Origin of the sequence: Clostridium sp. DSM 8431, assembly GCF_900116755.1 — a bacterium.
GTDB lineage: Bacteria > Bacillota > Clostridia > Clostridiales > Clostridiaceae > Clostridium.
In genome coordinates this window covers 1-20,788 of record NZ_FPBY01000056.1, presented here as the reverse complement: position 1 = coordinate 20,788, position 20,788 = coordinate 1, and the positions used below count along the sequence as shown (strand labels likewise).

The 20,788-nt window shown below is 30.8% G+C and carries 13 protein-coding genes; 11 read left to right on the top strand and 2 right to left on the bottom strand.

Going from position 1 to position 20,788, the window contains the following annotated elements:
• Window positions 1-338: 338 nt before the first annotated feature.
• Window positions 339-1,565, top strand: coding sequence for a M23 family metallopeptidase (locus BM384_RS07500; protein ID WP_175537312.1), 1,227 nt, complete (start codon window positions 339-341; stop codon window positions 1,563-1,565).
• Window positions 1,566-1,671: 106 nt separating this feature from the next.
• Window positions 1,672-2,742: a DNA glycosylase AlkZ-like family protein gene (locus BM384_RS07495; RefSeq protein ID WP_090012551.1), complete on the top strand. Its 1,071-nt coding sequence runs from the start codon at window positions 1,672-1,674 to the stop codon at window positions 2,740-2,742.
• A gap of 172 nt (window positions 2,743-2,914) precedes the next feature.
• Here BM384_RS07495 and BM384_RS07490 read toward each other — a convergent pair whose 3' ends face one another.
• A complete protein-coding gene (locus BM384_RS07490; RefSeq protein ID WP_090012549.1) occupies window positions 2,915-4,165 on the bottom strand; it encodes an MFS transporter in 1,251 nt (416 codons plus the stop codon).
• Window positions 4,166-4,645: 480 nt separating this feature from the next.
• Between BM384_RS07490 and BM384_RS07485 the strand changes: the two genes are divergently transcribed.
• Genes BM384_RS07485 through BM384_RS07450 form a run of 8 tightly spaced genes read left to right on the top strand, consistent with a single transcriptional unit; the run spans window position 4,646 to window position 18,190 of the window.
• Complete coding sequence (locus BM384_RS07485) at window positions 4,646-5,701, top strand: hypothetical protein (protein ID WP_090012548.1); 1,056 nt, start codon at window positions 4,646-4,648, stop codon at window positions 5,699-5,701.
• Between the two features lie 31 nt (window positions 5,702-5,732).
• Window positions 5,733-6,692 (top strand): phosphopantetheine-binding protein, encoded by a 960-nt coding sequence (locus BM384_RS07480; protein WP_175537311.1) that lies wholly within the window; start codon window positions 5,733-5,735, stop codon window positions 6,690-6,692.
• A 28-nt stretch (window positions 6,693-6,720) separates the two neighbouring features.
• Window positions 6,721-8,070, top strand: coding sequence for a serine hydroxymethyltransferase (glyA, locus tag BM384_RS07475; protein WP_090012555.1), 1,350 nt, complete (start codon window positions 6,721-6,723; stop codon window positions 8,068-8,070).
• Between the two features lie 32 nt (window positions 8,071-8,102).
• Window positions 8,103-13,622, top strand: a complete 5,520-nt coding sequence (locus BM384_RS07470; RefSeq protein ID WP_090012545.1) for a non-ribosomal peptide synthetase — start codon at window positions 8,103-8,105, stop codon at window positions 13,620-13,622.
• A gap of 1 nt (window position 13,623) precedes the next feature.
• Window positions 13,624-14,934 (top strand): phenylacetate--CoA ligase family protein, encoded by a 1,311-nt coding sequence (locus BM384_RS07465; RefSeq protein WP_207650706.1) that lies wholly within the window; start codon window positions 13,624-13,626, stop codon window positions 14,932-14,934.
• Window positions 14,927-16,336 carry an anthranilate synthase component I family protein gene (locus tag BM384_RS07460; protein ID WP_207650705.1) on the top strand — a complete coding sequence of 470 codons (1,410 nt, stop codon included), beginning with the start codon at window positions 14,927-14,929 and terminating at the stop codon, window positions 16,334-16,336. The genes BM384_RS07465 and BM384_RS07460 overlap by 8 nt, the downstream gene beginning before the upstream one ends.
• Window positions 16,333-16,908 (top strand): anthranilate synthase component II, encoded by a 576-nt coding sequence (locus BM384_RS07455; protein ID WP_090012542.1) that lies wholly within the window; start codon window positions 16,333-16,335, stop codon window positions 16,906-16,908. The genes BM384_RS07460 and BM384_RS07455 overlap by 4 nt, the downstream gene beginning before the upstream one ends.
• 16 nt (window positions 16,909-16,924) lie before the next feature.
• The gene (locus tag BM384_RS07450; protein WP_090012540.1) at window positions 16,925-18,190 is read left to right on the top strand and encodes a condensation domain-containing protein; all 1,266 of its coding nucleotides are present in this window, start codon (window positions 16,925-16,927) and stop codon (window positions 18,188-18,190) included.
• A gap of 160 nt (window positions 18,191-18,350) precedes the next feature.
• Here the strand turns inward: BM384_RS07450 and BM384_RS07445 are convergent, their stop codons facing one another.
• A complete protein-coding gene (locus tag BM384_RS07445) occupies window positions 18,351-19,790 on the bottom strand; it encodes a DDE-type integrase/transposase/recombinase (protein ID WP_090012538.1) in 1,440 nt (479 codons plus the stop codon).
• 177 nt (window positions 19,791-19,967) lie between these two features.
• Between BM384_RS07445 and BM384_RS07440 the strand changes: the two genes are divergently transcribed.
• A complete protein-coding gene (locus BM384_RS07440) occupies window positions 19,968-20,690 on the top strand; it encodes an SDR family NAD(P)-dependent oxidoreductase (RefSeq protein WP_090012537.1) in 723 nt (240 codons plus the stop codon).
• The last annotated feature ends 98 nt before the right edge of the window (window positions 20,691-20,788 follow it).

Sequence of the window (20,788 nt, the reverse complement as noted above, 5' to 3'; positions counted from 1 at the left end):
CGGGTAATTCCCAAAGGGAAACCCAACCAGCTAAACATAGAATTCTACCTGATGGAATGATACGCTTTTTTACGGGTATAGGTTCTTTAAAACCTCCCAGGGGGGGTACATCTATCTTCTATTCAGGAGTATTATACTAAACTATATTAAATTTGGTTAGATTCCTTTTGGAATTTAAATAAAAAACTATTTTAAATTATGAAATGCGTATTTCCCTATCGGGGCGTAAGCAAAGTAATAGATAAGAAAATTAATATCAATTTAGACATGTAATGTTCGTTAGAATAGTAAATAGTTTTCTATCAAATGTTACAACTAGATTATACAAGGGGGGGATTATGAAAAGATTATTAAAAGCCGTACTTTTGGTTGCTTTTGCACTTTTAATGATTCCAACAGTATCTGCAAAAGCTGCACCAACTATAACAGTATCAGGTTATTCACAACCAACTAATATTTACAAAGGAAGTGTATTTGTATTAAAAGGAACTATATCATCAACATCTACTATTACAAATGTAAATGTAAGGGTAAAAAATAATTCAACAGGAGCTTATGAGATTAATAAATCTTTAGCAAATAGTTCTACCTCATTTTCATTAAGTAAGATTGATCCTTACATAACTTTTAATACTTTAAGTGCTGGAAGCAAAACTTTTGAGGTAAGAGTTACAAGTGGAGGAGTAACTCAAACAGTAAAATCTAATACATTCCAAGTAGTTTATATGAGTGTAAGTGGATATACAGCACCACCAGCTACAATGAATAAGGGAGCTGTCCACATTATTAAAGGAAAGATTACTTCAAGTACTACTATTACAAACGCAGGAATTAGAATAAAAAATAATTCAACAGGTAAATATGAAATAAATAAGAATATGAGTAACAGCTCTTCAACTTTTGATTTAGGAAAGTTGGACAACTATATAACATTTAACACTTTAACTTCAGGTTCAAAAACTATTGAAGTTTATGCAACAAGTGGGAATATTACTAAAGTTGTTTCATCAAGTAATTTTACTGTAGCAGGTTCAACAAATACAGGATTAATGAAATGGCCTGTTCCTAGCAGTAATACTATATCAAGCTGTTACATGGATGGAAGAAATCACTATGCTATTGATATAGTAGCATCATCAGGAGCTCAAGTTATATCATCTTGTGCTGGTAAAGTAGTAGCACTTAATACTTCATGTACTCATAACTATGGTAAGGACTATTCATGTGGCTGTGGCGGTGGATTTGGAAATTATGTAGTTGTTGAATCTACTGAAGGCGGTACAGTTAAGTATTTAAGATATAGTCATCTTGCTAGTGTTTCTGTAAAAAGTGGAAAAACTGTTTCAAGAGGAACAGAAATAGGTAAAATAGGTTCAACAGGATATTCTGGAGGATTCCATTTAGACTTTAAGACATATACTTCAGGTGGATATAGTTCAAATACTTACTGTGTTGATCCTACTTATTATGTAGAAGTTCCAAGAGGTATTAATGCTAATGCAGCAACTACTCAATGCTGTTATGATTATGTTTCAGATTTAAAGAAGAGATTAGGTTATAATTAAAAATAACTTTTAATATTAGCTGTAAGTGGTACAATGAGGATTCAAATGAATCCTCATTTTTTCTATAATTGAAAGTGTTACTGTTAATTTAAGGGGGTAATAATTTATGTTAATAAAATTAGAAGAGGATAGGCTTGCTAAATGGATTATTTATAGACATTTTGTTAGATTTAAAGATTCAGATATTAAAGAAATTTCAACAAGCTATTTAGGTGTATATTCAAATCATCCAACAAGCTGGATGGCAGTTTTAGCACGAAATTTAAATAAAAGTTTTCATGATGCAGTAAATGAGGAAAAAGATGAAGATTTAGTAAGAGTTCCAGCAATGAGAAAATCAAAATTTATTTTATCAGAATCTATAGGTGAGATAATATTTAAAGAATCACGTAAAGGCATTGAAGACCATAGGTGGCGTTTAAAAGATGTAGGTTTAACTATAGAAGATTATGAAAAAAAGCTACCAAAACTTAGAAAAATAACTAAAAATAATCCATTAAAACTAAATGATATAAGAGAAAGTTTAGAATTATCATCTAAAGAAGCTAGTGCTATTGTCAAGGTAGCTACATATATGGGAGCTGTTTTACGTATACCTTCAGACAATCCTTGGTCAAATCGCTGGATGTATAAAAGTGCTCCTGATTATTTTGAAGAAATTGATGAGGATAAGGATAAATTGAGGGAGGAAATTGCTAAAAGATATGTTGAAAATTATGGACCAGTAACTATAGAAGATTTAGCTTGGTGGATGGGGACTAGTATTAAAAAAGCAGCATCTCTTATGGAAAAGATAAATGTTATGAGAATAGATAATGACAGTTTTATGAGTAAGGAAAGCTATGAGGAATTTTTAGATTTCAGCTTATCTAAGGAAGAGGAAGAGATAATTAGATTTTTACCAGACTGGGATCCTTTGCTTATGGGGTATGCGCCTAATTCAAAGGTAAGAAAGTGTCTTGGACTTTATGATATTAAAGCATATGACAGCAAAGGAAATGGATGTTCAGTTATTTTTATTGGATGCAGGGCTGTAGCTCTTTGGAAAGTCTTAAAAAAGGGGAAAAATAGAGTTATTACTTTAGAAATAAATAAGAAAGAATATGAAAAATATAATAAGCTTTTGAAGGAAAAAGCTAAAGAGTTTGCTGGAAGAATTGATGTTGTTTTCAATTAAGAAAAAGATACTACTATTTCATCTAATAATATATATGGATTTATAAAAAAGGAAGTTGAAAGGCAGATATAGTCTGGCTTTCAACTTCGTCTTTTTTTTATAAAAGTTCTAATGTACTTTCGTATTATTTAGATTGTTGTTTAATTTATTAATGAATACCTGTTAAATTCACCTATTTTTTTAAAACACAATCAAATATGAAAATTATACAAGGCATACCGATTCCTGCAATTATAAACCAAAGTGGTAAACCTAATAAATTTGAAATTGGACCTGCAAACATTAACCCTAGAGGCATAGCTGCAGAAACAATTGTATAGAACAAAGATAGTACTCGTCCATGCATATCTTTTGGCATTGATTCTTGAATGTAAGCAACATATGGAATAGTACTTAAATTAACACCAACTCCCATAAAGAAGCATGTTAAGATAAATAACCATAGACCCAACATATTATGTGGAAGTATTCCACCTATAAATAAAGCAACAGCAAATAGTAATAAACCAATTTTTGAAGCATTTAATTTATTTTTTAATTTACTTGCGGCTGTACCTAATATAATAGCAATAGCCATCATTCCAAGTGTATATAGTGTTTGGGCAGCTCCTGCGTACCATTCGCCTCCATGGAATGTGTCACTAACCATTAGAGGAAATAGCATTCCAAGTGGCATATAAAACATCATACAAATGAAGAAAATAATAGTATAAGAGAATAATTTTTTATCTCTAGTATAACATTTAGCACCTTCCTTAAGTTCACTTATGAAGTTAGGCTTTTCTGAATTATCTTTAGGTGGAAGTTTTGGTATTTTAGTAATAGCTACAGTTAAACTTGCAACGATTGCCCCGATTAGGTCAGTTAGAAGTATTATATGCATAGGAAGTATAGCGAATAGTGCAGCACCCAAAATAGGAGAAAGTAGTGAGCTTCCTGTTTGTAAAAATTCACTTACACTATTAGCCTTAAGTAATTGATCTTTTGGAACAAGCATTGGAATAGTTGCTTGTGCAGCAGGTGTATGAAATACAGAACCAACTGCACGAATTCCTAGAACGACACATGCCATCCAATAAGGAGGATTTCCAAAAAGAAATGCAATCGATAATAATGTGGCAACAAGACCCATAAAAAGGTCTGCAAAAATCATAACAGTTTTTCTATTAAGTCTATCTACCCATACTCCAGCAAAAGGACCCAATATTGCTTGTGGTAAAAAAGCAAAAAGTCCAGCTATAGAGAGTATGAGTGAAGAATTACTTTCATTAGTTAGCCACCAAATAAGAGCAAACTGTACTGCTCCAGATCCAATCATGGAGACGGCTTGACCTGCTGTTATTGTAAAAAAACCTCGCTTCCAATTGGTGTTTTCATTATTTAAGTGTTTGAGTTCTACTCTACTGTTAATTTCTTCGTTCATTTTATTACTCCTTAAATTATTTAAATTATTTATGTGATTATTAATGTTATGAATAGAAAAAGAAAAAAAGGTGAATACAAACAAAATGTATAAATTAGTAAAAATGGTTAAATGAAACAATTATAATTATAAAGAAATGCTGAATGTATGTCAAATGTTATATTAAATGTAAAAAAAGAGAATTTCAAAACATATTAATAAAATTAAATTTATAAATTTTAAATATATAGTGAATATTTTTAAAAAATTTTCGTATTCTTTAAATAAATTTTGTGAAATAAAATGTAAAAAATAAAAGAAGTTTGTATAAAAATATTTTTTAACAGATGTATATTAAGAAAGTATAGTGAAATAAGACTAAAGAAGTATTATTGACAAAAGAATTGGCGTAAAATATAATAAAATACATAAAAAGGAAAAAAAGAGGATATAAACAAAAACGAAATTCAAATTAACAAATAATATAAAAAGGAGAATATCATGATAAATAATTTGTTGGAAATTAGTTTGAGTGAAGAGGCAAAAGCAATTGTATCACAATCGTATTATAAGAAAAGATCATTAGAAATTTCTACTTTTATTGAGTTTGGTGGTCAACTTGAAGCTGTTACTAAAATAATAAAAGAAATAATAAAAACTGTTTGGAATGAAAATTTTGAAAAATATATAAAGGTTTTTGATGATAATGAAATGGGTGATTATCAACGATTATATATAGCAAAAAAGGAAGTTGTATATTCCAAAGTTTTATTTGCAATAAGTAAGGCTAAAGGCGGTTGTTATATTACAATAAATCATGCCCTTGCTGATGAGAGTACACTTGAAATTATTAAAAGATTAGTAAAGTTAGCATATGAGAATGAAATAAATTCTATAACTAATGAATTAATTGAAGGTAGACTACTATATGAAAATTATGTGAAGAGACAGAATGAGCTAAAGAAAGAAAGAATTTTAGTTAAAAAAAGATATGAAAATAAAGTTGAACCAGTTAAACTTTCCGATTTAGGAAGACTTGCGTGGAGTGAGAGTTCGGAGCGTATATACATAACTAAAGTTGTAAAAATGAATGAAAAAGTTACGCAAAAAGATATGATAAATAATGTGATTTTTTTCTTAAAGAATTCTTCAGAAATTGATAGAGGAAATATAATATGTTCATCTAGAGATTGGAGAGGGCCTGATGAAAAAAAAGCTATTGGAATGATGACTGGTTTGGTTCCTTTACCATTAATCAATATAGGTGAAGAAAATGAGTTTTGCTTAGAAGTATCTAGCAAATTCAATAATGATGATTATGAAGTATTAAACTGCTGCCGTAATTCTGATTTGTTTATCAATGGTACAATTCCGAGAGGAATACCAGTAGAGCAAGTTATTGATTGTAGTTTTCCAGTAGGAATTGAAATTAAAAAGATTAATAAGACTGATTTTAAGATAGAAATTGAAGGAAAACTAAAAAGTAAAAAGGGAGTAGAGAACTTTATATGTGAATTATTAGATTTTTTAGTTAATAATCTAAAAGTTAATAGTTAATTTTATTAATCATGTTGGGGGATAAATGTATATGGAAAAATGCGATTTAAAAGAAAATGTTACATGTGAAAAAATTTTATCAACATTTTCTGAGGTATTAGGAAATGTTGATATAAGTAGTAATGATAATTTTTTTGATTTAGGTGGAGATTCATTTGATGCTATTAGAGTAATAGCAAAGTTAGGAAACAACCTTAGAATAGTAGATATTTTTGAAAATCCAACAGCAGAGAAGTTATTTAAATATATAGAAGGTAAAGCATATGAGAAGAAAGCTAGACTTGTGCAGTTAAAAGCAAATAAAAGTGAGAAAAAGGCAAGTGTTGTAATAGGAGTACCGTATGGAGGCGGAGATCCAACTATCTTTAAGAATATGTTTGAAGATAATGATAATATTGGGGTTTATGGTGTTGATTTTGGAAACATAAAAGTTGAAAGTCAGCAAGAATTAGAAGTTTTGCTTAATAAAATTGTTATGGAAATTGAAGAGATAGCAATGGATAAAAAAATAATTATTTATGGACATTGTGCAGGAGCTTCAACAGCTACTTGTATTGCAGCTATTTTAAAGAATAGAGATCACATGGTTAAGTTGGTAATAGCAGCAGCTAAGCCAGTAAAAGACATAGAAAATTCAATTTTGGAAGCAAAAAAAACTTCAGATTATGAATGGAGCGAGTATTTAAGAACTTTAGGCGGATTCACAGGTCTGAATGATGAAGAAATTAAGGAAATGATGTCTAGAGGAAGACGTGACCACTTTTTATCAGTTGAAGGATATAGATGGTTGTCAATAAATGATGTGAAGAATATAGAAACATTATTAATATTAGGAGATAAAGATGAAGCTATATCAGATATTAAAGAAGTAGTCAATGAGTGGGATGATTTGGTAAATGTTAATGAGGTAAAAGTATTAAAAGAAGTAGGCCATTATTTTATAAGAACACATTATGAAGAAGTTTCAAAAATTATATTACAGTTTATTTAAGGATTATATAGATGGGAGAGTAAATTTTATGTTAGAAAATAAATTAATAAAGAATCAAACAGCGTTGGTGAATAAAGGCATGAGTAGATTAAAAGAATGTGATCCAGAACTAGCAGAAATGTTAGATGGTGAAGTAGAACGTCAACATAAAACATTATCACTAGTTGCTTCATGTTGTGCAGTGGAACCAGAAGCATTGGCAGCATCAGCATCAGCTTTAGTTAATGTAACAGCAGAAGGTGTACCAGGAAAAAGATATCATGCGGGATGTAAGTATGTAGATCAAGTTGAAGCATTAGCGATAGAAAGAGCGTGTAAACTTTTTGGAGCTAAATATGCAAATGTTCAGCCACATTCAGCTTCAAGTGCTAATTATGAAGTGCTTTCATCAATATTAAAACCAGGAGATACTCTTCTTGGAATGAATTTAGATCATGGCGGACATTTAACACATGGAAGCCCAGTTACTTTTTCAGGAAGCTATTATAAAGCAATTGGTTATGGTACTACACCAGATGGTTTAATTGATTATGAAGAAGTTGAAAGATTAGCTAAAGAATATAGACCAAGATTAATAATATGTGGAGCAAGTGCATATTCAAGATTTATTGATTTTGATAGATTCCGTGAAATTGCTGATGAAGTAGGAGCAATTTTAATGGCAGATATTTCACATATTTCAGGATTAGTAGCAACTAAAAGACATCCAAGCCCAATTAATGCTGCACATATAACTACAATGTGTACTCATAAGCAGCTTGCTGGACCACGTGGAGGATTAATTTTATCAGGAAATGATGCAGATACAAAAGTACCTGGTATGGAAAAAACCTTCAGACAGGTATTACAACATTCAGTATTTCCATGGATGCAGGGAGCACCAGAAGTTAATATAATAGCAGCAAAAGCAGCAATATTTAAATATGCAATGACGTCAGAATTTGATGATTATATTGGTAGAATAAGAAGTACGGCTGATTCAGTAGCAAGTAGATTTAAAGAAAAATGTTATGAAGTTATCGGAGGAGAAACTCAAAACCATACAATTATGATTCGTTTAAAGGGAGATGTTACAGGAGCAATTGCAGAATCCGCTTTGGAAAAATGTTCTATTATAGTAAATAAAAACCGAGTGCCTGGAGAAACAAGACCATCATTTGTAACTAGTGGATTACGTATTGGTACAGGTTCTTTAGCACAAAGAGAACTTGATGAAGAAGGATACAAAAAAGTTGTTGATTTAGTTGTAAGGATTTTAGATAAGGTTAAACCAATTAGCAATAAAGAATATGATTTAGGATATGAAGAAATTGAAAAATTCAGAACTGAAGTTGAAGAGATTTGTATCAAGTATCCTATAAAAAAATATATGGAATAGTTTTGTGAAAAATAAAAAATGGAGGTGTTGATATGATGAAAGTGTTTTCTGACGTTACAGAAGATAAAAAAGAAAAGTTGGAAAATAAACATAAAAGTATTTGGGAAGGATTTAAATCGTCAATACTTAATAAAGGCATAGAAGGAGGAAGAATAGAAAAAGAATTTAAAATTTCCAATAAATTAGAACCGTCGGTAGTGAATTTTTTTGCGGCTTCAATTATATTAGCTCATCTAGTAAGTTGCGAGAAAAAAGTGAATATTGGAGTGTATGAATTAAAAAAACAAAAATGTTTTGAAATAGATACAAAAATGATTGAAGATGAGGATGATATAAGAAGATGGGCATGTGATTTACTCCATGAAGAAGTCAAATTTGATTTGGAAATGCCTATGGATATTGAGGTAATTGAAGAAGGTGCAGACATTAAATCTAAAGCTGTAGTAAGTTTGATAATTAGTGCTGGTAAAGGTATCTTGTCCATAGATAACACAAATATAGATGATATAATGTGTAAACATTTATTGAAATTGGTTGAATTTTCATTTTCAAGAGTTGCAGATCCTAAAATAGAACCAGATTCTTCATTAATGGCTCCACATAATTATTGTAAGTTGAGTGAAAATCAGTCTTTAGTAGAACGTATATTTAAGTACAAAGAAAGTAAACCATCAGAAGTGGTAATCATTGATGATACATGTAATGAAGAAGTAACCTACGAAAGACTTTGGAATAGTTCAGAGCATATAGTGAATTATATAAAAGGAGAAGTTAATCTAGAAAACCCATATCCAAGAATAGCACTCTTTATGGAAAGAAGCTGGAGGAATATTGCTACACTTGTTGCAGTTCAAAGATTGAATGGTACATGTATATTAATTGATACATCAAATCCAGATGAAAGATTAAAAGCATTTTTAAATGAAGTAAAACCAGATGCAATTATTACTACTGATAATTTAAATAAGAGAGTTTTGAGTTTAGTTGATTATCCAGTATATAACTTTAATGACATTATAAGAAAACTATTAAATATAAAAGAAGAAAAAGATGAAATCCAAACACATGATAATGAGATATGTTTTATTGCAGGAACATCTGGAAGCACTGGTAAACCTAAGGCTGTTTGTTTATCTTATAGTGGTATGAGATATACTATTAATTCAATAATAAGCAGCTCAAATTTAGATGAAACTTCTAAAGGAACATGGTTATCATCACCGGGTTATGGAATGATAGAAGTTGATCCTTTGCCAGTTATATATGCAGGAGGAACTATTTGTATTCCATCAATGGATACACTAAAAGATGTAAGGCTTTTAGGTAAATGGATTAATAAAAGAAAAATTAACCATACATTATTAATGACATCAATAGCAGAAACCATTTGGGCAGGAAGAGTAAAAGTTAATTTAAGTACTATGTTAATTGCAGGTGAAAGATGTAAACAATGGCCGCCAAGTTTTATAGATTATAAAGTTCTTAATGTTTATGGTTCTGCTGAAGCAGCGGTTGTATCAATTGAAGATTTATCTTCACCTCATAAGACTTTAATGCCTTCAGTTGGTAAAGCTATTTTGGGAGTAAATATATATGTAGTTGATAAAAGCGGTAGAGAACTTCCAGCAGGATGTGTTGGAGAGTTAGTCATAACAGGTAAAACTTTATCAGCTGGGTATATTAATAGTGAACAGACTCAAAAGTCTTTTAAAAAGAATGTGTTAGATGAAACTTCTAAATATCAATATAGTTCAGGTGATAGAGCAAGAATATATCCAGATGGTAATCTGGAGGTATTGGGAAGGACAGATTCTCTTGTTAAGATTCGTGGACATAGAGTTGATTTATCTGAAATCGAGATTGTTGCACTTAATGTAGAAGGAGTTTGTAAGTCAGCAGCTTGTTGCTTTAATGGAGAATCTGGAACAATGCTTGCATTATTTGTTGAGCAAGGGAAGGATGCAAAAAATGTTAAGGATAGGGTATATAAATATTTACAAAAATACTTGCCATCAGCATCACAGCCTAATGTTATAAGGGTAACAAAACTGCCTTTGGGAATCAATGGAAAAGTAGATTATAAACAATTGCTTAAATATTCTTTAGATGAAGAAAAAGATGAAAGTTCTATATTTTATCCTACAACAAAAACAGAAGAAGCTGTATATCAATGTTGGCTAAATTGGACAAAATATAAAAAAGTAAGTTTATCAGATAACTTTTTTGAGATTGGTGGAGATTCATTAAAGGCAATGCGTATGATGGGTGAATTAGATTGTAAGTATGGTATTCATATTGAAATGAGTCCTTTCCTTAAAGAACCTACATTAGCAGCTCTTATTGATTTAGCTAATTCAGTTAAAAATATTGGGTTACCTATATTCGAACATATTCCTATTGAAGAACAAAAAAAGCCATTTGAATTAAATGAAAGTCAGCAATCTTTATGGATTGGACGTGGATCAGATTTTAATTATGGTGGAGTTGGCTGCCAAGGATATTTTGAGTGGGAAGCTAAAGACTTAGATTATGCTAAATTCGTTTCAGCAGTTGGTTTATTAGTAGATAGACATCCAATGTTAAGAATGACTATTAATGAAGAAGGAAAACAAGTTATTGGTAACTATGATGGTAGAGATGCAGTAAAATATAAGGACTTAAGTATACTTTCTTTAAGTGAGATTAGTGAAGAAATTGATAAGATACGTGATTTCATGGCAAATGAAGAGATAGGGACAAAACAATGGCCATTATTTCATTTTCAAATTAGTAAGATTAATGAATCTACAAGCAGAATACATTTTTGTATAGATATGCTGATTGCTGATGCTTGGTCAATCTTCCAGACTATAATTCCAGATTTAATTGATTTATATAAAGATGGAAATGCAAGTATGCCTATATTAAAAACTACATTTTGTGATTATGTAGAATATAGAAAAAAAATTAAAGAAAGTAAGGAGTATGAATCTCATAAAGAATATTGGTTACAAAAAGTTAAAGAACTGCCATTAGCACCAAAGCTGCCAGTTCTTGATACTAATTCTTCAGATCAAAAGGTGAAATTTGATAGATATGAAGGAACATTATCATTTGAAAAATGGACAAGTTTAAAACATGAAGCACAGAAAAGAAGAATATCACCTTCGGGAGTTGTTGCTCTAGTCCTTTGTGAAGTTTTACGTTTATGGAGTGAAGAGACTAATTTTACATTGAATTTTCCAGTTTCAGATAGAATGCCAGTAAGTGATGATATTGATTTGGTTGTTGGGGATTTCACTAATACATTGCTTGTACCATATGAAGCTAAGGTTGATGAAAGCTTAGAATGTAAAGGAAGATGTTTACAAGATGCAATATGGGAAGCGCTTGATCATAGACTTTTTAGTGGAGTTGAAGTGTTGCGTGAATTATCAAAAATACATCGTACAGGACGAGCTCCATTAATGCCTATTGTATTAACAAGTTTATTAGGACATCCAGGAAGACATGATGTGTCAAAACTTGGAAAAGAAGTATATGGTGTTTCACAAACTCCTCAGGTTACTTTAGATGTTCAAATCCGTGAATCAGATGGGGTATTGTATTTTAAGTGGGATTACTTAAAAGGGGTAATAAGAAATGATGTTATTAAAGATATGTTCTATGCTTTTGATAAATTGTTAAATCAGTTAGCTGAAAATGAAGAGCTTTGGCAAAGTAAATATCTTGATTTAAGACCTGAAGAACAAAGAAAACGTAGAGAAAAAGTTAATGCAACGGAAGAAGTGATTCCAAAAATTAATTTGAGAGACTTATTATTACAAAAAGTAGAAAATAGAGCAAAAGAAAAAGCTCTTATAACAAAAAATTTATCATATACTTGGGAAGAAGTTGGTAGAGCAGCATCTTATATAAAGAGTAAGATAAAAGAAAGTTCCTCTTTAGAAGATAAGTTCGTTGGGGTTATTTTACCTAAAGGTCCAGCTCAATTTGTTGCAGTTTATGGATGTTTATTATCTGGTTTAGGATATGTACCTATTGATATTGATCTGCCAGAAGAAAGAGTGAAAAATATAATTAAACAAGCAAAAGTAAAAAGTGTAATTGCTAATAAAGAAACTGTTGTACCTGATGGTGTTACTAAAATAGAGTTCTCAGATTCAAGGATAAATAATGTTTTGGAAACAGTTATAGATTTTAACTTAGAGTCTATAAGGGAAGATTATTCGCCATATATTATTTTTACCTCGGGTTCCACAGGCGATCCTAAAGGGGTTGAAATTCCAGAAAAAGCAGTAGTTAATCACATATATGATGTGACTAAAAGATTTAAGTTAGATGAAAGTACTAGACATTTAGCTACAGCAGCATTGCATTTTGATATGTCAGTTTTTGATGTATTTGGTCCATTACTTCATGGAGGATCTATAGTTATACCTGAGCATGCTTCAGGACCCGTACCAGAAGTTTGGTTGAAGTTACAACAAGATTTTCAAGTTAATTTTTGGGCATGTGTTCCAGCACTTATGGATATTATGTGTTGTTTTGCAGAAATTGAAAGTGATATTCAGCCTGCAGATTCTCTAAGAAATATTGTTATGGCTGGAGACTGGATTCCTCTTACTTTGATACCAAGAGCTAGAAGACTATTCCCTAATGCAAAAATATTTTCATCTGGTGGACCAACTGAAACAACTAATTGGTCTATAATTCATGAAATTAATGATTCTGAAGGCAGTATATGTAATTCTGTTATTTATGGAGTTCCAATGAGTAATTCCAAATATCATATTGTTTCTAAAGAATGGATTGAACGTCCAGACTGGGTTCCAGGAGAAATGGTAGTAGAAAGTGAAATTTCTTTGGCTAGAGGATATATTGGAAATGAAGAAATAACTCAAAAAGCTTTTGTTAATCATCCTATAACAGGGAAGAGAATGTATCATACAGGTGATTTAGGACGCTATTTACCAAATGGAGAGATAGAAATTTTAGGAAGAATAGATAATCAGATTAAGATTAATGGACTAAGAATTGAACTTGGAGAAATAGAAAAATCAGCTCAAACTTGTGAAGGAGTAGTAAGGGCATGTGCAGTTGCTTTGGCAGATGCAAATGGAAAGCCTAAACAAATTGCTTTAGCTTATGTTGCTGAAGGAGAAGTTGATGAATCATCGGTAAGTGAAAAGATTAAAAATAGTCTGCCAAGCTATATGGTACCAAAGACTATTAAGCAATTACCATCATTACCATTGTCGAAAAATAGTAAAGTTGATGTGAAAGCTCTAAGAGAAATTATGAAAAATAATAAAAAAGAAAAGTCAAATGTTTCTTTTGATAGAAGTAAGATATTAAGAAGTGTTTTAGAAATATACGCAGAAAATCTAGAGCAGAAAATAATATTGCCAGAAGATAACTTTTTTGACTTAGGTGGAGATTCTTTAAGTGCAATGAAAATAAAAATTGAACTTGAAGCTAAGTTGTCAATAACAGTTGCTTTAGAAGATATTATGCTAAGTAATAGTATAGGTGAATTGGTTGTAAGAATTTTGAATGAGAGGAATATTTAATATGAAAAAGAAATGGATGGATGATGTTGATTTATATTTAAGTAAAAAAACAAGTCTAGAAGAAGTGAGAGCTAAAGATAATAATAGGGTTGAAGAAATAATAGAATATGTAAAGAAAAATTCGAAATTTTATGCTGAACATTTATCAAATAAATGTAATGAAACTAGTGAAATTGAGGCTTTAAATGAGATTCCTTTTACTACTAAAAGTGATTTGAGATCAGTTGGAACTGATGTGTGTAGTTTATCATTTGATGAAATAGCAACTTATTATGAAACTACAGGTACTACTGGAAAACCAACACCATGTCCACGTGCAGCAATTGATGTTGAAACTAGTGGAGCATATGTAAAAAATGCCTTAAAAAATATATATAATCATACATTTGGTACTACAAATGCTTTAACAGCAATTATGGGACCATCAGAGTTATATGCTTTTGGTGATACTTATGGAGAAGCATGTAGAAGCTTAAATATTCCATTTGTTAGATTATGGCCTGAAAGTCCTCGTGTTGGTTTGGAGAAAGCAGGATTGCTTATTCAAAAATTACAGGTAAAATCCTTAATTTGTTCTCCAGCAATTGCCCTAGCACTTGCACGCTATTATAAGAGCATAGGCATAGAGCCAAAGGATACTTCTGTTAAAGAAATACTTATGTTAGGAGAATTATGTACGCCAGAAATGCTTGCTAATATTTCAGATATATGGTCAGCACATTGTACTCATGGCTTATATGGTTCACAAGAAGTACATGCTGTTGCAACTGGATGTATATGTGGTAACTTACATCTTTCAGAAACTAATTATGTAGCAGAAATTATTCCTATAGAGGGGATATCTGAAGAGGTAGGAGAATTATGTCTTACAATGCTTGTTCCAGGAGCTAAACCATTAATAAGATTTAGAACTGGCGATTTAGCACATATTTATGAAGAAATTAATTGCGAATGTGGTAATAAATCACGTTGTATAAAAGTATATGGAAGAGTTGATGATATTACAGAAATAGGCGGTAAAAAGATGCTTCCAGCACAGATTGAGTCAGTAGTTTTAGGAGTAACTAAAAGGGTAGATGGATATCAAGTTGATATTAAGACTAATGATTGTGGTGAAGATGAATTAGAAGTTTCTATAGTATCACAATTTGTAAAGGAGCCGCTTAATGAAATTGAAAAACAATTATCAGAGTATTTTGGTGTAAGAGTTAAAGTATCTATACCTAAAAAGTTAGATCCAAGAACTGAAACTGGGGCATATATTTCATGGAAACATGCTAGAATAAGAGATTGGAGGCGTAAACATGATTAAACATATGGAGATTGAGGATACTCTAGTATATGATAAATATATAGTTAAAAATTCATTGCAGCTAGAAAAAGTACGTAAAAATATATTGAAGTTATATCCTAAACCATCTTTATTTGAGACTAGGAATGGTTTTCCAAAAGTAGATGGTGATGAAACAATATTCTTTGTGGATTTGCTATTTGAAGTAACATTGGTTAATAATGTTTGGAAGGTTAGTGGTAATAAGGAATTTGAATCAAAGGTTGAGAAGGTAAAAAAAATTTTGAATAATAATAATATGAAAATATGGAATAAAATGAGAAAAGTAAGAGAATATCTTACTCTTCCAGAAGGTTTTCCTGTTGTCTTGGTACTTGGTTATAGCGTGGCACGTTTTGTAGAGGATATACCTAGTATTAGTGTTGATGAAGATGAGCCGGAAGTAGTTTTTAGGGTATATAAAAAAGTAATAAAATATAATAATTCAAATGAAAATGTAGAAATTAATATATTGAAAAAAAGCAGTAATAGTAATGAAAAAGATGATTTTGAAGAAATATTACAAACTCTAACTATAGATAATAAGGATAACAATAAAATTGAAGAATATAGCTTAGGTGATGTTAAAGATTTTACGCTTAAAGAGGATTATTATAAATGGGTTAAGAGAGCGAAAGAGTATATTAATTGTGGAGATATTTATCAGGTTCAAATATGCAGACATGCTGTATCAAATTCTGAGATAAAAGCAGTTGATTTATATGAGAAACTTACTTCAATTAATCAGGCTCCATATATGTATTATATAGAACTTGAGAATCAGTATGTAATCTCATCCAGTCCAGAATTAATGTTTAGATGTAAAAATGGAGTATCTCAAACTAGACCTATTGCTGGAACAATGTCCAAAGATGATTCTAGAGAAAATTGTTTAGCTGAAATTCCCAAGGAAGCAGCTGAACATTTAATGTTAGTGGATCTTGCAAGAAATGATTTATCACGTTGTGCAGTTAAAGGAGGAATTAATGTAACTTCTCTTATGAAATTAGAATCTTATGGATCATTAGACCATTTAGTATCAACAGTTGAAACTAAGGTTCGTGAAGAATGTGATATTTTTGATTTAATTCAAGCTAATTTCCCAGCAGGAACAATGACTGGGGCTCCTAAGGTTCGTGCTATGGAAATTATAGCTGAACTTGAAAAAAAACCTAGAGGATTATTTTCGGGATGTGCAGGTTATATCTCAGGCAAGAATGAAGGGGTCTTTGCTTTAACAATCAGAACGATTATTGGTAATCCTGGAAACTATAAATTAAGAGCCGCAGCGGGTATTGTTGCAGATTCTCAGGCAGCTTCAGAATGGAAAGAGGCTGGTAATAAAATAAATGCATTTGCAAAGGCAGTAGGAGGAAATGTATGAAGGTTTTATTAATAGATGCTTTTGATAGTTTTGTATTTGTTATTGCACAGTATTATCAGAAAACAGGTGCAGAGACAAAAGTAATAAGGGTTAACGAAAATCCTTTGAAGGTATATAAAGAATGGAATCCAGATCTTATAGTTTTAGGCCCAGGCCCAGGAAGGCCAAAAGAACATGGGTATTTAGATATAATTGAAAAAGTGGGTGAAAAACAAGCTATTTTTGGTGTGTGTTTAGGTTATCAGGCTATAGGAGAATACTTTGGCTGGAAACTTGTCAATGCACCTACAGTTGAGCATGGAAAAAAATCAAAAATAAAACATGATAGTAAAGGGATTTTTTCGAATATAGTATCACCAATTAATGTTGTAAGATATCATTCATTAGCAATTATAAATGAGGATAAAAATAATGAATTGATAACTTCTGCTATATCTGAAAGTGACGGAGTGATAATGGCAGTACGACATAAGACACGTCCTATTGAAGGAGTTCAATTTCACCCTGAAAGTGTAGGAACTGAATATGGTATGCAGATCATAAGAAATTCATTAAAATTAGTTAATTATTAGTAAGGGGGTAGCTTGAATGAATCAAAATTATTTACTACAGAATATAGAATGTGACATGATAAAGATACCAAGTACACCAATACTAAAGGAAAAGTGGATTGGTGCAATGCTGGATCAGACTGGACGCAATTATTCAGGAGCATTAAGAATTGATTTTTCAAAAAAGTGTAATAAAGAAAAAGTTTTTGAGGCTGTTTCAAAAACATTGGCACATTATCCTATTTTAGCTGCAACCTTTAAATTAGAAGAAGAAAATATTGTTGGCTATACTCCAAAAGAAGATGTGTTGGTTGAAGCTATTAAAGAACAATTAAGTATTAATAATGAAGGGCTTACTGATGAAGAGTTTATCACATATTCTGGTAGAAAGGCTTATGAGCCAGGTTTGCGTATAGCATCATCTGTAAATGAAACTGGTATTCATATATGGATTGGTTTCTGGGTTTTTACTTGTGATGGAATATCTATAGATATAATTATTAAAGAAATAGCAGATAGATATTGTGGAAAAGTCATAAAGAGAGGAAAAAGTTGGACAGAATATGTTAGTGAAAAAAAGAGTGAAAGTTTAAAAAAAGATGTAGATGGAGAAAAAATTTATTCTAAACCCGGCCCTTATGGGATTGATGCAGTTAATCTATCAAAAAGTAATTCTAGAGTTAGAACTAAGAGTATACCATTTTCATCATCTATAGAGTTGGATAAATTAAAAGAGGCTGCAAAGTTTTATCGTGTAACACTATTTTCTATTTTATTTGGAGCATTTCAACGTGCAATAAGTAGAATAAGTAAAGTTGATAGAGTAGTTACAGGGGTACCATTTGTTAATAGGAGTCAGATAGGGGATTATCAAGTAGTTGGTCCGTTATCTAATACAATACCGATTGCAATAAATACTAAAATCGACAAACCATTTAAGGCAATTCTTAGAGATATTCAAAAAGAAATAATAATTGCAGCTGGATATCAAGATGTAGAAGTATCAGCATTATATCCAAAGGGTATTTCACCTAGAAATGTAAATTATGAATTACCATTTCCACAATTATTTAATGCTTGGAATTCGAAAAGCGAAGGTGAAAAAATACTTCTTGATGATAATAATTATATTTCAACAAAACTTTTGCATAATGATACTTGCAGGGTAGGCTTTGAAATTACTATCAATGAAAAAAATAAGTTTGTATCTGGTAGGATTGATTTGGATGTTGATGCATATGGAGACTATAAAGAATTACTTGTTAGATATATGATGGAGGATTTACAAAGTATTTTAATTTAAGATAGTGTAAAGTTTCGTATGAAAAAATATCTTTAGTTATGCTATTTAGATTTTAAGAAAAATAAGTTAAAAATTGAGTTGTATTTATGAATTTGGGTACAACAAAAAGACCTTCGGAAGCGGAGGCAAAAAATAAATCAATATTTAGTTATAAAGAATATCAAGATGTTTTAGATTCTTGCATATGTAAAATAGTTTGCTGACCTAGACTAATTAAAATTTGCCATTTTGCCGGCATATTTTCAGCTGATTTAAGTTCAACAAGTTCATTTAATGGGCGCCAGTAATTATATGGATGTGGACGCAAAAAGTTATAGTAAGCAACCCAAAGAGCAAATGAATATGCAGCTCCATCATCACTTCCGTAGCCACAGGTTACACGATAAGATGATTTGAAAGTTCTATTTAATCGCTCAACAACTTGCTTTACCCAACGAAATTCTGTAGAAACAGGGTCATCGTTACTAAGACCTATGACTTGAGTTAGATCAAATATTTTATTTTCTTCTAATTCAAATTGTTGCTTCGCTAACGGATAGGCGCTATAGCCATCAGCAATAAATCTTAATGCTTTATTAGGAAATTTAGCAAACTTATCAAAAGCCATACGCATAGCTAAAATACAAGGACCTACAGCTCTTGTGTCAGACACTTGATAGCCAAGGATTGATTTTTTACAAGCATCCATCACAATCCAGACATAGTGCTTGATGCCTTTGACTTTTATATAAGTTTCATCAGCAGAAAGAATTTTAGATGGTTTGTAATCAAAAGTATCAACAAACGGCTTAATAACAGCAGCTGCTGTTAAAGCATAATTAGCAACCATAGTATGAGATATTTTAATTCCATGTACTTCTTTTAGTGCATGAGCAGTCTGTCTTGTAGAAAGTTTTAAATTAACATGGTAAGTAAGACATAGTCCCATTATATGCGGATTGAACTTTTTGAAATTAAATGCGGTGGCATGTTTTGAAACTCCATATAAGTTCATCTTGAAGAAATTAATATTAAATTCTCTGTAGATATAATGCAACTTATATTTGTATTTATTCTTTTGATTAATATCTTTAGGAAGTTTCTTTAAATTATTTTTATAGTAAGAACAATTTTTATTAGTACATTTATGAATTATAAAGTGCTTACGCTCTTTTCGGGGTTCAAGTGTACTTCCACAATAAGGGCATTTAAGAACTAATGGCTTAGTAGCAAAATTAGATTCTTTAAAGGTTTTGCCACAAACTTTGCACTGATATTGCCCTTTACTACCATTGTTATCATAAATGTATTCGTGTGGGGCACCACATTTAGGGCATTTAATTTTAGTAGATATAGACTTACCGTTACGTCTTTGAACTGGAGTTATAGTCTTATTGTATTTATGTTTGTAATAAGCAAGAAGTAATTTGTAATCAACAGTATAAAATCTAAATATTTTAGGGAGTTTATCTACTTTGAATTTCTGATACTCCGGGCTATTTGAGTCATCAAATGACATTTGATCAAGAGGTATATATTTAGAAATAAATAATATTAATTGAAAAATTATAGAAATTAAATATTGATTATATGCTAGTAAATAAGTTATAATTGAATCCACAACAACGACATCCTTTCATGGTTATTTTGTTTTGTAGGAGATTCAATTTTAACATGAAATTAGGGGGTCGTTGTTTTTTTGTACAAAAAAACTCGCGAAACCTTGATTTTATAGATATTTTTATAGAAAAAGTGTAAAGAAACTTTACACTAACTAATTTAAATAGGGGGAGTAAAAATGAAAATTGCAGTAGTAACTGGTGCGGCAAATGGAATAGCAAATGTTGTTGCTAATGATTTTTTGAAAAAAGGTTATAAAGTCATTGCATTGGATAAGGATATTAGTAATATAGAGAAGAGTGGATTTTATTGTTATAATGTTGATGTTACCAAATCAGATGAAGTACGTAAAGTTTTTAATATAATAAATAAGGATTTTGGAAAAATAGATATTTTAGTCAATACCGTAGGAGCAACTTTACATATGAAACAAATTGAATATATTGAAGATGATGACTGGGATAGAACTTTTAATTTGAATTTAAAAAGTGCATTTAACTGTATACGTTCAGTAGTACCTATAATGAAGAAAAATGGATGGGGAAGAATAGTTAATATATCTGCGGTTGCAGGAAGAACGTACACCTTTTTTGGCGGCGTTGATTTTACAGCAGCTAAGTCTGCTATAATTGGATTAACTCAGCAGTGTGCATTTGAACTTGCATCATATGGAATAACGGTTAATGCAATAGCCCCAGGATTAACTTTAACTGAACGTGTAAAGGAAATGTGGGAAAATAAATATAGTAAAGAAGAACGAGATAAAATACTTGAAAGAATTCCTATTGGCAGACCATCAACAGTAGAAGAACAAGCAAAAACTATATGCTTCTTATGTAGTGAAGAAGCATCTTATATTTGCGGTGCAGTAATTGATGTAAATGGTGCAATGTTTGTTTAATTATTATGAAGTATAAGTAAGCGTAAAGGATTTGGTATCTAGATATTAGAAGTGTCCTCTTGGTAAAATTTATAAAAATATAAATTTTATTCGGAGGG